This window comes from Peptococcus niger (assembly GCF_900101835.1).
Lineage (GTDB): Bacteria > Bacillota > Peptococcia > Peptococcales > Peptococcaceae > Peptococcus > Peptococcus niger.
Genome location: NZ_FNAF01000020.1, coordinates 1 through 15772 on the forward strand (window position 1 = coordinate 1; position 15772 = coordinate 15772).

Annotated in this window: 14 protein-coding genes and 2 pseudogenes; 15 read left to right on the forward strand and 1 reads right to left on the reverse strand. The window is 36.5% G+C overall.

Annotated features, from left to right (window positions below):
* Positions 1-135 precede the first annotated feature (135 nt).
* The 6 genes and pseudogenes from BLQ16_RS09845 to BLQ16_RS09180 form a co-directional block, all read left to right on the forward strand.
* A pseudogene (locus BLQ16_RS09845) lies at positions 136-273 on the forward strand (transposase); the annotation flags it as partial.
* 136 nt (positions 274-409) lie between these two features.
* Positions 410-1852, forward strand: coding sequence for an ATP-binding cassette domain-containing protein (locus BLQ16_RS09160; protein WP_144019695.1), 1443 nt, complete (start codon positions 410-412; stop codon positions 1850-1852).
* Positions 1842-2864 carry a radical SAM protein gene (locus BLQ16_RS09165; protein WP_159428075.1) on the forward strand — a complete coding sequence of 341 codons (1023 nt, stop codon included), beginning with the start codon at positions 1842-1844 and terminating at the stop codon, positions 2862-2864. The genes BLQ16_RS09160 and BLQ16_RS09165 overlap by 11 nt, the downstream gene beginning before the upstream one ends.
* Before the next feature lie 14 nt (positions 2865-2878).
* Complete coding sequence (locus tag BLQ16_RS09170) at positions 2879-3673, forward strand: hypothetical protein (RefSeq protein WP_144019696.1); 795 nt, start codon at positions 2879-2881, stop codon at positions 3671-3673.
* Positions 3674-3682: 9 nt separating this feature from the next.
* A complete protein-coding gene (locus BLQ16_RS09175) occupies positions 3683-5059 on the forward strand; it encodes a methyltransferase (protein ID WP_091792428.1) in 1377 nt (458 codons plus the stop codon).
* Positions 5060-5066: 7 nt separating this feature from the next.
* Entirely contained in the window at positions 5067-5408 is a 342-nt protein-coding gene (locus BLQ16_RS09180; protein WP_091792429.1) for a DUF3784 domain-containing protein, read from the forward strand.
* 4 nt (positions 5409-5412) lie between these two features.
* On the opposite strand, the pseudogene BLQ16_RS09185 reads toward BLQ16_RS09180, so the two are convergent.
* Positions 5413-6346: pseudogene (locus BLQ16_RS09185) on the reverse strand (IS30 family transposase).
* Between the two features lie 155 nt (positions 6347-6501).
* Here BLQ16_RS09185 and BLQ16_RS09190 point away from each other — a divergent pair.
* The 9 genes from BLQ16_RS09190 to ltrA all read left to right on the forward strand — a co-directional run bounded on the left by BLQ16_RS09190 (position 6502) and on the right by ltrA (position 15679).
* On the forward strand, positions 6502-7017 hold the full coding sequence (locus tag BLQ16_RS09190) for a JAB domain-containing protein (RefSeq protein WP_091792430.1): 516 nt from the start codon (positions 6502-6504) through the stop codon (positions 7015-7017).
* A 19-nt stretch (positions 7018-7036) separates the two neighbouring features.
* Positions 7037-7357 (forward strand): ArdC family protein, encoded by a 321-nt coding sequence (locus BLQ16_RS09195; RefSeq protein WP_091792431.1) that lies wholly within the window; start codon positions 7037-7039, stop codon positions 7355-7357.
* Positions 7330-7914 (forward strand): ImmA/IrrE family metallo-endopeptidase, encoded by a 585-nt coding sequence (locus BLQ16_RS09200; RefSeq protein ID WP_144019697.1) that lies wholly within the window; start codon positions 7330-7332, stop codon positions 7912-7914. The genes BLQ16_RS09195 and BLQ16_RS09200 overlap by 28 nt, the downstream gene beginning before the upstream one ends.
* Before the next feature lie 374 nt (positions 7915-8288).
* Positions 8289-9137 carry an Rpn family recombination-promoting nuclease/putative transposase gene (locus BLQ16_RS09205; protein WP_159428076.1) on the forward strand — a complete coding sequence of 283 codons (849 nt, stop codon included), beginning with the start codon at positions 8289-8291 and terminating at the stop codon, positions 9135-9137.
* 85 nt (positions 9138-9222) lie between these two features.
* A complete protein-coding gene (locus tag BLQ16_RS09210; protein WP_091792434.1) occupies positions 9223-11148 on the forward strand; it encodes an ATP-binding protein in 1926 nt (641 codons plus the stop codon).
* 13 nt (positions 11149-11161) lie between these two features.
* The gene (locus BLQ16_RS09215) at positions 11162-11467 is read left to right on the forward strand and encodes a DUF8033 domain-containing protein (RefSeq protein WP_091792435.1); all 306 of its coding nucleotides are present in this window, start codon (positions 11162-11164) and stop codon (positions 11465-11467) included.
* Positions 11468-11479: 12 nt separating this feature from the next.
* Positions 11480-12316 carry a recombinase family protein gene (locus BLQ16_RS09220; RefSeq protein WP_091792436.1) on the forward strand — a complete coding sequence of 279 codons (837 nt, stop codon included), beginning with the start codon at positions 11480-11482 and terminating at the stop codon, positions 12314-12316.
* 1 nt (position 12317) lies between these two features.
* Positions 12318-13016, forward strand: coding sequence for an MBL fold metallo-hydrolase (locus tag BLQ16_RS09225; protein WP_091792437.1), 699 nt, complete (start codon positions 12318-12320; stop codon positions 13014-13016).
* Positions 13017-13747: 731 nt separating this feature from the next.
* Complete coding sequence (gene ltrA / locus BLQ16_RS09230) at positions 13748-15679, forward strand: group II intron reverse transcriptase/maturase (protein ID WP_423230815.1); 1932 nt, start codon at positions 13748-13750, stop codon at positions 15677-15679.
* Positions 15680-15772: the final 93 nt, after the last annotated feature.

Here is a 15772-nt window from a genome sequence, read left to right on the forward strand (position 1 = left end):
TTGTTCGCTTTAGCATGAATAAACCACCAGCTATGCTGGTGGTAGGAATAAAAAGCTTTAGCTTCAAGTAAAAAAAGAACCTCCTATGATAAAATTATTGTGTTATCGGCAATAAAATATCAAGGAGGTATCCATATGGACAAGAGAAGCTTAGCACATACAAGTTGGAATTGTAAGTATCATATCGTGTTTGCGCGAAAGTATAGGTGACAGGTTATCTACGGGAGATTGAAAGAAAACATAGGAAAAACGTTAAGAGACCTATGCAAGAGAAGTAGGTCAAATAAAGTATGAAAATAGGCGCTTTAGCGCCAACTGGGGATTTGTTGCAAGAGAAAGAAATTCAGAGCACGTGAGTGCTGCCAGTAATAGCCCCTTATAGGGGCATAACAAACCACCGGCTAAGCCGGTGGTTCTGATTGAAATTTTCGGATTATATTATACAACTGTTTGGAAGATCAATTCAGAATTTAATGTAAAAAGAATGTTTTTTAAAAATATACAAAATGTATTATTGGGGAAATTAGAAAAAATTTCTGATACTAGTCTGTATCATAGATTATTTTCTGATGGATCAACGATAGCGGAGTATTTTTATACATTAAGTATTGTAATACCTTTTAATTTTTTTTACGTGGCATTTATATTGTTTATAATGTGGAAGTGGTCTAGAGCTTTAACCATTTACTCATTAGTATTAATAGCATTAGAAATAATTAATATTAAAATTGCTAAGAAGCCAATTCTAGAGGTTGCAGAGAAACAAAAAGAAGTTGATCAAAACTTGGTTAATTATGTAATGGAAAAAATAGAATTGATTTCTTTTTCTCAAATAATGAACATGAGGGATAAGAGTGTAAATGAAGTTTTTAAAAAATTTCATAAAATTAAAAAAATAACTATAAAAAATTTCTTTTATATGTCAATTTTTAGTGAAATTTCATCATTGATAAGACAATTTTGGTCTTTAGGATTATTTATTGTAGGGGTAAATTTAATAATTAATAATAAAATAACAATCGGAGTTTTTGTAGGTTATCAAGCATTGTTAGGATATATGATGGAACCATTTTCGATATTAATTAATAGTTTAATGTCTTACCAAAGTAATAAGGTATGTTTTAAAAGATTTATAGAATATTATGAATTACCCAAAATAGATGATTCTTTAGATATATCATTTAGTTTTAATAATAAAATAGAAATATGTGATATAAGTTTTTCGTATGAAGATAAAGCAATATTTAAAGGTTTTAGTGAAAATATAGAAAAAGGGAGCTTTGTTGTAGTATCAGGCAAAAGTGGATCGGGGAAGACTACTCTAATGAAGATGCTTATGAAGGAAATTAGAGCTACTGTTGGTAAAATTACAATTGATGATATTGATATAAATAAAATAAATTATAATAGTTATATGGATAACTTCACATTTGTCCAGCAAAAACCCATTATACTTAATGATTCCTTAAGAAAAAATATAGTCCTTGACAAGTCAGTTGAGGATGAAAAATTAATAGATATTTTAGAAAAATTAAATCTTTCAGAACTACTTCATAAATTAGAATATGGGTTAGATACTTATATTTATGATAGAAAAGAAAAAATTTCTTCAGGGGAAGCTCAGAGAATAAATATTGCAAGAGCATTACTTAGAAATAGTAAAGTTATTTATTTTGATGAACCTACATCTTTTCTTGATAAAAAGACAGAATTAAAAGTTTTATCTACTATAAAAAAATATGCTAGAATGTATGGAATTACTGTTATAGTAAATTCACACAGTAAAGAAGTACTAAAAATAGCAGACAAAGTGATTTATTTAAATGACTGGAGTGATAAAAATGAAAAATAATAATATTATAAATATTAACACAAAAGTTAATGATATACAAAATGCATACTCTAAGATAAATGGACCAGAAAGTATAATGTTTGATGTTACTCAAAAATGTAATTTACACTGTAAACATTGCTATAACTGCAGTCATTCAAAATTTTCGCAAGATTTAAATGATGAAGAGATGATAGAAGTAACGAAACAAGTTATTGAAGTAAATCCACAATCTGTCTGTATATGTGGAGGAGAACCGACAGTAAGATTCGATTTATGTTTAAAAATTGCAAATATGCTAAGTGAGAGAGGAATTCTTGTAAACATGGTAACTAATGGATATAAATCGGATATTAGATCCTTAACAAGATTATATAATAGTGGAATTAATAGCATTCAAGTTAGCTTAGATTCATATTATCCAGAAACAATGAACAAGTTTAGAGAAAGTCCAGTTGCTCATAAAAATGCGACTAATGCAATTTATAATATATTGAGTCTAGATAAGATACCATCAGTTACTTTTATTCCAACAAAAATTAATTATAAAGAGATGCCTTTAGTGGGAGAATTTTTGTACGGATTAGGAATTAATGAGCTTAGATATATGCCTTTTATAGCAATTGGAAGAGGGAGAGACAACTCTGAAATGTTAAAATTATCATCAGAAGAAAACCAAGAATTATTTTGGTTACTAAAAAATAAAAGTAAAGAGTTAAAAGGGTTCGTATTTGATTATGGAGATCCAGTTGAACATATTTATTTATTTAGAAATAATACAGAGGCGTTTAATCCTTCGTACGAAATAAAATCAAACGGCGATGTTTTACTAACTTGTTATTTGCCATATGTATATGGCAACGTTTTTAAAAAAAATTTAATATCTTTATGGGAAGAAGGTTTGAATAACATTTGGAAAAAAGGATATTTTCATGATATTGTGAAAAAAATAAATACTGTTGAAGATATTGAAAATCAAAAGTATATTCCTTATACAGGTAATGATATTGATTTATATAATCAAGATATGTAGGAGGAGCCGTATTTATGATAATAAGAAAAAATTACTCTTATTCAGGATTAAATAGAAAAGGAGAAGATGGAACTTTTTTATGTATACCTGGATTATTAAATAAAAGAATATTTTTGGATGAACAAGTCGTTGAAATTTACAATGAGTGTAATGGACATAGCATAGAAACTTTATTTTCTTTACAAAAAGAAAAGTATAAAGAAGAAGATGAAATTAGAATTAAAGAAGATTTAGAAAATATATTATGGTTTTTTCATAATATAGGGATGTTAGAATTGAAAGGGGAAGATTTAATGGTATTCCAAAACACAGAAGAAATTTTTCAGATGATTTCTGAAAAAGATTTTAATGGAATAACAAACTTTATATTTAAGACATATGAACATAAAAATGATGATATTTTATATTACATTAATCCTCAGTATAATATAAAGTCTTATTATGATTTACATAATTTTTATAATCTACCTAATTTGAGATTATCTCATGTTAGTGGAGGAAATATATATTATAAATTCAGTAAAGAAGGTTCTAAAGAGATTGATGGAGTTATAAGTTTTAATTTTATTGAAAGTAATACAACGATATACATTAATTTAGTCATATGTGAAAAGGCTTATTTTACACAGCTGATTCAGTTACTGTATAATGAAATGAAAAAGAATGGATATAAAATTTTAAAAGTTAAGCTATTAAAAAATAAAGAACATGAGTTATTATTATACAAAAGTGGATTTGTAAAGGAGGCTGTTTTGAAAGGAGAAACTTTTGATGGCGAAGATATATTTATATATTTATTAGAAAAATAAGGAGTTTTTATGAAAGCGTATAATATAAATAAATTAAATTCAAGCTTTAAAATAGACAGTGCAATAAATTTCTCTACAATGCTTAAGAAATCAAATTATAAATTTATTTTTAATTCATTTTTGAGAAATATGGTAGGTAATGATATTTGGATAGATGAAAAGGTTTTAAATGATGAAAGTGTATTAGATAGATGGAATAAAAAGGATATAGTTTTATTCAAGTTTCTTTTCAAGGGTGATAAAATAGAAAATAAAATAATAGAAGAGATATTAGGGAAAGAATCACAGGAATTCTTGATTTCAATTAATTTTGCAAAATTAAAGGATGATTTTCTATATTCAAATGGATATAGCATAGTTCCTATAAATGATATGTTTATTTTAGTCAGCACACCAAATGAATATAATAATGAGGCAAGCAAATTTGTTGATATATATATAGGTCAAGATTCTTTTAGTATGATGAATATGATATCTGATAAAAAATTTAAAAATATTTTAGATTTGTGTGCTGGTTCAGGGATTCAAGGGTTCAATGCTTTAAAAAGTAATAATTGTTTATTAACCTCAATTGAGATCAATGAAAATGCTTATAATTCTATAAAGATAAATGCCGCTTTGAACGGAATGGATGAAAATACTTCGGCTATATTATCTGATTTATACGATAAAATAAAAGATACAAAGTTTGATTGTATTTTATCAAATCCTCCTTATGTACCAGCGCCCACAAATATAAATGTGCCTATATGTGGAGATGGAGGAGAAGATGGGTTTAAAATTGTAAAGAAAATAATAAGTGGATATGAAAAATATTTAACTGATGATGGATATGCATATATGGTTTTAGAGTGTATTGGAAATGATGAAGAACCGTATATTATTGATGTATTTAAGCAGTATGTAAAAAATGGAATACTAAATATCAGAGTTATTACTGCAATCCCTGTTGAGATGCAAATAGATTACTCTGTTGATTTAATATCATACCTTTCAAATTCTGAAAATAATTTTAAAGTAAGAAACGAGTTTGAAAGAATTTTTAGAGAAAATAAAGCCATTAAAATGTATTCTGTTGTGATTGAGTATATTAATAAGGATGTTCCATTAATTATTAACAGGATAGATACAAATAATATTCCTATTAGAAAACAATATAGTTTTAATGAAGATATTGAATTTGATAAAATTAAATTAGAATTTATTAAGATAATGATTGATAAAAAACCTATTTTAAATATAAATAAAAATATATTTAAAAATATCAAAAAAAACAATACTGTAAAAGAATTATTTGATAGCTTAAAATCCGAAGAGCGTGACGAATATATGTTAATTTTTACAATTTTGAAAGAAAATAAAATTTTAGATTTTGAAAAGGAGTAATATTATTATGAATTTAATGGATCCGAAAACTACTATTGCGAAAATTATTTTATTAATACCAATAATTTTGTGCCTACTTTCTATTTATGGAGTAGAAAAAACTAATGGAAATATTATAGCAGGATTTAATACAATGGAACAAAAACAAAAAGATGATTTGATAAAAAAAGGATATATATTAAAAGTAAAAAAAATGATTTTGATTATGTGTATACCTCTAATTATTGCATTTTTGTGTAGTTTTTTCATTAGCAACATCCAACTTTTTAATGCTATACTCATTATAGCATGGATTTTATTTGGTGTTATTACAGTTTTAGGGATATTTATTGTTAATTATTTAGCTTGAATTGTCAAATCAAGTGCAACTCTACTGAATGGTAAACCTCATAGGGCGTTTTCCAGTTTAAACATTTACGTGGGCGACGATTGATCTCTTCTATTTTGGCTTTCACATAGTTATCTGATTGGTCAATATCTTTCGTTTTTGGAAAGTATTCTCTTAAGTAGACCATTTGTATTTTTGTTGGTACCTCTTTGCCATGGATGATGAGGCAACGGAAAATAGAATGCAACAAGAGACAGTTGCTGTGATATCTCAGGATGCTTTGAAAATTCTTTCCCTCTATCGGGAGTGATGCTTTGAAGGGGTTCATCCTTCAACAGTTCAATCATAGCTTGCTTGACACATTGGGCATTCTTCTTTGGGATTTTTCGACAAAGTAGGTAGCGGCTTTTCCGGTCAGTCAATGTAAGTAAGCATGCCCTGCCGGTTTTACCTGCCACCGTATCCGCTTCCCAGTCACCTAAACGCTGTCTTTTTTCAGCTGCATCCGGTCGTTCGGATATGAGATTGGTGATTGGGATTTTACCGCGTCTTTCTTCATAGGGTTTGGTATGCCTTGTTTTTCCGCGATGCCTTAATTTTCTAATACATCCTCTATTGCCCCTAGAGAGATTCGGCTCGTCAAAAAGGTCGGAATAAATGGCTCGATAAATCGTGGTGAAGCTAATGCTGTAAACACTCTCTTCGTATTTTAAACGGGCAGCGATCTGTTCCGGAGACCACCGATGCTCTAAGAATAGCGACTTGACCTTTTGGAAAAGGACCGTATCGTCTAACTTCTTTCGAGGACGACATGATTTTCTTCTAGTGGTATAAAGTGCCTGTGCATCACAAGGTAAATAACTTCCTTGTAAAGAGTTTCTCTTTAACTCACGGCAAATTGACGATTTGTTGCGTCCTAACTTTATGGCTATTTCAGATTGATTTAAGCCAATATCCATATAATGCTTTAGCAACTCACGCTATTTTAGTGTAAAATGAGAATAATGATTCATCGTTCCTCCTGGTAGATTGGTTTTCGTCGACATAATTTTACCAGAAAACGGTGAATCATTTTTTGTTGCACTTAGATTGTAAATTCAAGAGAGAAAAAGAAATGAAGTTAGGTTTCAACAGCGAAAGTATAGTTGACGAAAATGAATATCATGAAGAGACCATCTATAAGCAAGAAGTTGTTATGGAGCGCTCATCTATATATGACGATGAGCTTACAAAAATAGCTGATAAGTTGGACAGCGTCGCTAATGCTGCAATTTGCATAACAAAGCTCATGCGATCGGAAAGGCTTGTCGTTGAGCAGTTCGGCATCTTACTTTTGGATACCAAGCTCAAGCTTATGGGTTACAGCATTGTTTTTACTGGCGGTATTAGTAATTCTCTTGTGGAGCCAATCCCGGTTTTTCAAAGAGCTATTTTGGCAAATTGTCAAAATATAATTCTTTTTCATAATCACCTAACCGGTGATTTGACGCCTAGCAAAGAGGACTTAATGCTAACCAAGAGGTTATCTGAAGGTGGAAAAATATTAGGTATTAGCGTGCAGGATCACTTTATCGTTAATCATAAGGGAGAAGCCAAGAGTTTACGCACGGATTATCCTAGCTATTTTTAAGAGTGAAAGGAGAATAATTATGGATAAAGTAAAAGAATTAATGGAGCAATTAGAGGGAGATCTAGAGGAACTCTTTGAGTCGGAAAAATATATTCGCTGGCTCACAACTTTGAGCAAGTTCCATCGGTACTCGTTCTACAATACGATTCTCATTGCTTCTCAGCGACCGGATGCTGGCTATGTAGCCGGTTTTCAGGCTTGGAAAAAGAAATTTAATCGGCACGTTAAGAAAGGGGAAAAGGCCATAAAAATTCTTGCCCCCATCATTAGACAGACTGATGAAGTAAAAAAGATGAATTGGGTCGGCCAGTGTTGGATAAAGATGGTCAGCCAATTTTAGAGGAGCGGTTGATAGGCTATCGGATCGTTTCAGTTTTTGATATTTCCCAAACTGAAGGAGAGGAGTTGCCGGCACTTAGTTCACAAGATTTTTTGGACTGCGGTGTTGAAGGCTACCAGAAACTCTTTTCGGCCCTTAAACAGGCTTCTCCGGTTACGGTCCGCTTTGAGGAAGTCAACGATGGTTCTCATGGTTACTTTTCACGAAACAAGCAAGAAATTGTGTTAAAGCAAGGAATGAGTCAGGCAGATACATTAGCTACGCTTTTTCATGAAATGGCTCACGCCAGTTTGCACAATAATGAAGAGGCTAAGGAAGTGGACAGACATATCAAGGAAGTAGAGGCTGAATCCGTGGCCTATGTTCTGTCTACTCATTTCGGCCTTCCATGCGAAGAAGTGAGTTTGGCATATATTGCGGGCTGGGCCTCTGCTGATAAAGATAAGATGGGCATTTTGAAGAACTCCATGTCGAGGATAAGAGGGGCTGCTTCAAGATTATTAACAGAGATTGAAAAGGAGTTGAAGAAGAGCAAGTCCTCGCAAATGATTGCTTGAGTGTGCTATAATAAAAGAAAACTAGAATAATGCCTTCCACTCTGGAAGGCATTTTTAAGGAAGTATATTGACTATAAAGTTCTAACGTTGTACAATAATGTTATATTGAAGTAATTTTGAAGCCGTTGCGATTCCGGAAGCGCATGGTGGTTTTACCCAAGTGGGCAGCATAGGCCGGAATGCTGATGAAAGGCCAGTATATATACTGGTTGATGTCTTGCGAGTAATCGTAAGAATTTAACGAACGGGGATGTGAGAGCCTAGGATTTTTGCGTCCTTTTTCAAGAGAAATTAGAGATATGTAAGAGAGCAAGCGCTTTCCTGCATATCTCTTTTTTTATTGGAAATTTGCTGGTATAATGAAAGGAGAAAGTATGGCTGAAAGAAAATTTTATCGGCTGACGAATGACTTGTTGTTTCATATCGTCATGCAAGAGAGTGAGGTAGCCCTAAGGGGGTTAGTGACAGCAATGCTGTCTAAGCCGGAAGAAGCTATCACCGGCGTACGGGTTTTAAACCCGATTAATTTTCAAGAGAAAATGACCGGGAAAGAAATCATTCTTGATGTTAAAGCCGAAGTAGATGCAAAAGAAGTTGTTAATGTTGAGGTGCAGGTTCGTAAATTTGAACGCTGGCGTGATAGGGCATTGTACTATGCAGCTCGTATATTAAGCGGCTATAGTCCAGGGAAAGCGTATGAAGAAGTTAAGCCAATTAGACAGGTAAGCATCCTTGATTATCCGTTTGATAGCCCGGTGCCTAAGTTTTTCTATAACTACAGGTTGATAGAAGATGATATTGGCGAAGAGTATAGCGATAAGTTTCGGTTGTCTATTCTTGATTTAAGACAGATAGACTTGGCAACTGGAGTAGATCGGCTATATAACCGGCTGCTTTGGGGTAAACTATTTAGGGCTAATTCTTGGGATGTTTTGGAATCTTTAATGGAAAACAGTAACTTGGCAAAGGAGGTTGTGGAGACTATGTACAAAGCAACAATAGATGATAGCATGTCTCGCTGGTTAAGCGACAAGGAAATCCTTGAGCGAGATCGAGCAGCCCAAGATGCTTATTCAAGGAAAAAGGCAATGGATGAAGGTAGAGCTGAAGGTAGAGCTGAAGGTAGAGCTGAAGGTAGAGCACAGAGCCGAGAAGCCATTCGCTCTAATATGATTAGAGTGGGTTTCTCAGAAGAACAGATTGCTCTCGCTTTAGGCGAATAAGAAGCAAAAAAGCTAAATATTAGAGATATGTAAGAAAGATGATTCTTTCCTGCATATCTCTTTTTTTATATAAGGAGAAGTCGCAATGAAAAATTTAAAGTTACAAAAACTAAATTTAAAAAACTTTCAAGGTATTAAGAATCTATCCATAGAACTTGGCGAACATACCGCTATATATGGGGATAATGCTACTGGAAAAACGACTATCGCAAATGCTATTTCTTGGCTTTTGTACGATAAATCATCTACCGGAGAAAAGGGATTTTCTCCTAAAACAATTGGTAAGGATGGAGTTGCACATGGCCTTGACCATGAGGTAGCTGCTTTATTTTCAAGCGGATTAGAACTTCGGAAGGTCTTTTGCGAAAAATACGTCAAGTCCCGGGGAAAGGCAAATAAAGAGTTTTCCGGTCATACGACAGATTACTACATCAATGGTGTTCCCTCTAAGAAAAAAGACTTTGATAACCTAATTGAAGAAAGCTTCGGCTCGCCTGAGCGCCTACAAATTCTCACGGATCCGCTCTTTTTTGCGGAAGATTTGCCTTGGGAAAAACGCCGTGCCATTTTAATCGGCATGAGCGGCGGACTAACGGATGATGAAGTATTTTTCCGTCTAGGTGATAAAACGGCTAGTCTGCGTGAACGGCTTTCAAAGGGAGCTTTAACCGTTGAAGAAGTGGTAAAGACTTTAAAGGCGCAAAAAAGAGACTTAGCTAAGCATATTGAAGCCATTCCGGCTCGCATTGACGAAGCAAGCCTAGCCAGACCTAGTGTTACTTTAGCCGGTGACGAAAAGGAGCGGTTTCAGGCTCTTGAAGTTGAGGCCGAAAAGCTTAGGTCTACTATTGCTGGTAAAAAAGCAAACGTTACCGCAGATGACGAAATAAGGCGGATAACCGAAGCAATTTCAAAGGAACGCCTAGCCCTTACCGGTAAAGAGGCTCAACTAAAAGCTGATTTAAAGGAGCAGGAGGGGGAACTTCAATCCCAAAATCTTAGAGAAAGCTATCTACAGAAGGAGCTTGCCAATAAATTAACGGCTCTAAAAGGAGAAATTGAAGAGCTTAGTCAGGCTCGCAAAGAACTTATCGCTCAATTTCAAGCCGTTAAAAATGAGAAATTCGTGCGCAACAATATCTGTCCTTGCTGTGGACAGGAAATGCCGCCAGATAAGCTTAAAGTTGCTGAGGAAGCTTTTAATCAAGATAAGAGTGAACGGTTAGAAACCATCAACAAAAAAGGCCAAGCTTGTAATTTAAAGACCATAGAGGGTAAAAAAGCTGAAATTATAGAGATGGAGCAAGAAACGCTTCAGGCTGATGAAAGAATGGAGGGCCTTGAAAAACAGCTTGAAAATCTCCGCAAGGCTTATGAAGTGGAATTAGAGGTTCAAGCGAATAAGTCAAGAGAAGCGATTGAGCATCTTGAAGAAAAGGCCAGGTCCATTGAGCTTAGTTCAAATAAGTTTATGGCGGATGTTTCCTCAGAAGAAGAGGCGTTGAAGAAAATTCAAAATAAGCAGGATGATCTTATGGCGCTTATGTCACAACATGAGTTGATTGCCGTTCAAGACGCACGAATTAGCCAGTTGAAGGCTGAGCAAAAAGACTTGTCTGCTAAATATGAAGAATTAGAAGGGCTACTTTACGAGGCGGAAGTATTCACCCGTGAAAAAGCCAGTCAATTAAATGACCTTATTAATGGCAATTTCAAGAGTGTTCGGTTCGTCTTAACGGAAGAGCAGGTTAACGGCGGTGTGAAGGATGTTTGCGAGGTCCTTGTGCCTTGTGGAGATGGAGTCTACGTACCATTCTCTACAGCCAATAATGCTGCTCGGATTAACGCAGGATTGGAAATTATTGCCAGTCTATCCGACTATTGGGATGTATCTGTCCCGGTCGTTATTGATAACGCCGAAAGCGTTACCAAGCTTAACAGTAGAGGACTGCAAACACTGGCTCTGTATGTTAGCGAAAAAGATAAAACTTTGCGAGTTGAAACAGAATAGGAGATGAAAAGAGATGTCTTTTTATGAGCGGCCATTAGAGCCAATCTATGGCAAGCAAAAAAGCTTTTATAACGCTGCACGGATTCGCTTCTTTGATGGAGGCTACAGAGTGCTGGTTTCATATACCACAGAGGTTTGTTGCTGTAATCCTCAGACAGGCTATGTTGAATTGCTTTGTCTAGAAGAGGATCTAACGAGCACAACAACTAGGCATTTAAGAGAGTTTTTAGCACAGTCTGGATTTAAAGGTTTAGCCAAGAAAAGTAAAGCAAAAATTGTTGAGTATTTAAAAGAATGCACAGCTTTTGAGAGAATTTAGGAGGAATAAAAAATGACTGAATTAATGAAAAAAGAAAATGCTACCACTGATGTTGTGATGGGCTACAGTACTTTAGAGGGCTTTAAGCTCATGCAGCGTGTTGCCAATATGTTTGCACAGTCAAGTCTTGTACCTAAAAATTATCGGGGAAATCCGGCAGACTGTGTAATCGCTTTAAATATGGCACAACGCATGAATGCTGATCCCCTTATGGTCATGCAAAATCTTTACATCGTGCACGGTAAGCCTAGCTTTAGCTCGTCTTTTTTAATTGCTACTTTCAATGCAAGCGGGCGATTTTCGAGCCTCCAATTTGAATTTGGGGGTTCAGAAGATAATGCTAAGTGTCGTGCTTACGCTAAAGAACTTGATACAGGTAATGTCTTGCAAGGCTCTTGGGTGTCAATTCAGCTATCCAAAGATGAAGGCTGGTACGACAAGAAGGATAAGGACGGAAACTACATCAGCAAGTGGCGGACCATGCCACAACAAATGCTTATGTACCGGGCTGCTGCTTTCTTTATTCGGGCCTATGCTCCCGAAATTGCTATGGGGATGTACACCACTGATGAAGCAGAGGACTTTATTGATGTCGAAAGTTCACAGCGTACTGAACCGGCTGTTCCTCAGCCCATTGCTCAGAAAGATGCTCCGGTTTTGGATTTTGCCGATAATGTAAATGAAGGCACAAAAGATGAAAAAGTTGAGGTTAAAGAGGAAGCTTTCGGTAAACCGATTGTCAGCCGAGAAGTGGAAAAGGATGTTTTAGATAAGCTTTTAGATGACGAAAACTTGTCGAGTGACGAACCCGGTGCCGATCTTTTTAGCGACATGAAAATTGATTTTTAATATGGAAATCATTTCTCTAGGAAGTAGCTCAAACGGCAACGCCTACAAGGTATCTGATGGGAGCTCTACGCTCCTGTTAGATGCCGGGCTGCCAGTTGGGCGGTTGAAAGAAAAATTCCGTTTTAGACTTAGCCAAGTGGATGCTGTATTGGTAACCCATGAACACAAGGATCATGCCGAGGCTGTAAAAGATCTTTTAAACATGGGGATTCAAGTATACGCTTCGCAAGGGACTTTTGAGGCTATGAGTGTCTGCCGTGGCAATATAATTCAAGCTGGCAATTCTTTTAGGATAGGCAGTTTTGAGATATTGTCTTTTTCAGTAATCCATGACGCTGTAGAGCCGCTGGGTTTTTTACTTCAGTCGAATGTGACAAAAGAGAAGCTCCTATATGTAACGGACACGGCTTATGTGCCGTATAATTTCAGGGGGCTAACTCATATTATGATGGAGGTGAACTATGTTTCCTCAGTCATAGCTGAGAATGTGGAAGCCGGACTTGTGCCGGCAAGCTTAGCTAGGCGTGTGAGAAAAACGCACATGAGTTTAGATGAAGCCTTAACTTTCTTAAAAGAAAATACAGGACCGGAATTGGAAGAGGTATGGCTCTTGCATTTATCAGATGAAAACTCTGACGAGCGGCTTATTAAGCAAGGCATTCGTGCGACACGTTGGTCTATAACCATTAAGCTATCCTAGAAATAGAGATAACCTGCGTAAGCAGTCCGATTAGTAGGGTAAAAGACTGACTCTTAATTAAGAGAACAACTAATAACTCAAAAGGTGGAACGAAGGGGTAACGCCCTGAAACGCCTTCCCTAATACTCCGGCTAGCGTCAGAATGTGTAACCATTCAGGGGTTAGAAGCTCGGTGAAGACGGCAGAGAGTAGCCCAAACAGGCCAAGCTGTGGAAAGCTGTCCAGAGGTGGACGGTGCTAGTTATATGCCGGGGGTCTATAAAATAGCTATGGCGAGAATGTGCCACAGGCACTGACGAACTTCCGAATGTACGGGTCTAGATTTGCAAGATGCAGAAATGCACCGAACACGGATGTGTTGCTACTGAAGTAAAGTAAGAATGAACGCCATGAAATGCTTTATGTCGTTACAGGCGGCATCCAGGTAGCAGGCTTATAGGAAGCACCTAAGGCTATATGTACAGATAGAGTTATTGGAACGTGGAAAGGTTGGAACGGCCATTAACGTGTTACAGCAGGCCGGCAGCAAGGAACACCCCTCCCGGGAATAACTTGCTTTTGTCCGATTGAGAGTAGAGGCATGACCGATGAAATGTCTGCAATGGACACGGAGGAATAGCCTCAAGTCACAGTTACTGAAGTAAATCAATCCTTTATGAATCCACTAAGTCGAGTATGACAATAGAAATTGTCATCACAGATAAGGTGGTGATGTATAAGTGGAAATTAACTTGATAAATCAAAAACCAAACCACAAAGCCACAAAAGCCCGGTATTACGACATGCAAGAATTGCAAGATGACCTATATGCCAGAAGTAAGGCCGGAGAAATCTTTGGTGACCTTTGGTCGCTAATTGTCTCCCCTAACAACCTGAAACTGACCTATAGAACCATTAAAAGCAACAAGGGCAGTCATACACCGGGAACGGACGGAAAAACCATTGAGGACATTGCAAGATTATCAGATGAGGACTACCTCAACCTAATGATAAGCAAGCTCTCATGGCTCCAACCGAAGAAAGTAAGACGAGTAGAAATCCCCAAGCCCAATGGCAAGAAGCGCCCTCTAGGTATTCCCTGTATTGAAGATAGACTTGCCCAGCAAGCCATTCTACAAATACTGGAGCCTATCATGGAAGCTAAGTTCAGTCCGTACTCTTATGGCTTCAGACCTAACAAGAGTGCAGAGCACGCCATAAATGAGTGCTACCGACTGATGCAGAGAAGTCACTGCACTTATGCCATTGACTTTGACATTAAGTCTTTCTTTGATGAAGTCAATCATAGAAAGCTTATGCGTCAACTTTGGACACTAGGTATCCGGGATACGAAACTCTTGCAAATTATTAAACAAATGCTAAAAGCGCCTATTGTATTGCCAAGTGGGCAAATAGAATACCCTACCAAGGGAACACCCCAAGGCGGTATCCTATCTCCCTTATTGGCAAATGTGGTTCTAAATGAATTGGACTGGTGGCTATCTAGTCAGTGGAAGGATTTTCACCGGCAACTAAATAAGCCACCAAAGCCGCAATACAATAAGAACGGCAACAGAAACCTAGGTAGCGAATATACGGCAATGCGTAAAACAAAGCTCAAGGAATTTTACTTTGTCCGCTATGCAGATGATTTCAAAATCTTCTGCAAAACACGCAAAGAAGCTGTCCTCTTGAAGCACGCTATAACCCAATGGCTCAGCCACCGGTTAAAGCTACAAATCTCGCCTGAAAAGACAAAAATTGTCAACCTCAAGAAGAACTACAGCGAATTTCTTGGTTTCAAGTTAAAGCTCCAGCCTAAGTCGCATAAATGGGTAGTCAATGCCCGAATGAGTGACAAGACTAAAGCCAATACGAGAAAGCAATTGTCAAAACAGCTAAAGAATATCCAGAAGCCAAAAAGCGGAAAAGTGCAGGCCCTTGAAATAGACCTATACAATTCCATGGTTATGGGGATCCAAAACTACTATGGCATTGCCAATAATGTGACCAAAGACCTTGCTGAAATACAGAGGACAACTAGCATTAAGTTTAAAAATCGGTTTGGTAAAGCCCTCAAGAAAGAGGGACAAATAGACAACATTAAGCTTAAAGAGCGATATGGTAAATCTAAACAGGTAAGGTGGATAAACGGTAAACCGGTAATACCCATAGGGTTTTACAAGTCCCGTAATCCAATGGCACAAAAAGCTGGAGCCTGTCAATACACACCGGAAGGCAGGGGCCTCTTGCAAAAGAAAATTCCCAAGTCAGGAAGCGATGAAGTCATGCACTATCTAATGACCCATCCGGTTAGAAATGCCAGCCTAGAATACAATGATAATCGAATATCCTTGTATGCCGGGCAACATGGCAAATGTGGATTAACAGGTCAAGAATTGGTACCCGGTGACATACACTGCCACCACAAGCTACCTAGGAAGCTAGGTGGCAAGGATAACTACCAAAATCTAATCCTGCTTACGACACCGGCCCACAAGCTGGTACATGCCACAAACCCTGACACCATATCTTACTTGTCTAGCCAATTGCGGCTAGATGGTAAACAACTCAAAAAGCTTAATAAACTAAGAAAAACGACCAAGTTGGAGCCTATCCAACTAGCTACGGTTAATGAAACAAATCAAGTAGGATTAATAAAGGATATGAATCAACTGAAGTAATTGCGATGGAGCGCCGTATGAGGTGAAAGTCTCACGTACGGTGTGGGGCAGGGGAAAAGGTGGAGATGATATCAAAGCCTTACCTATTGCTCT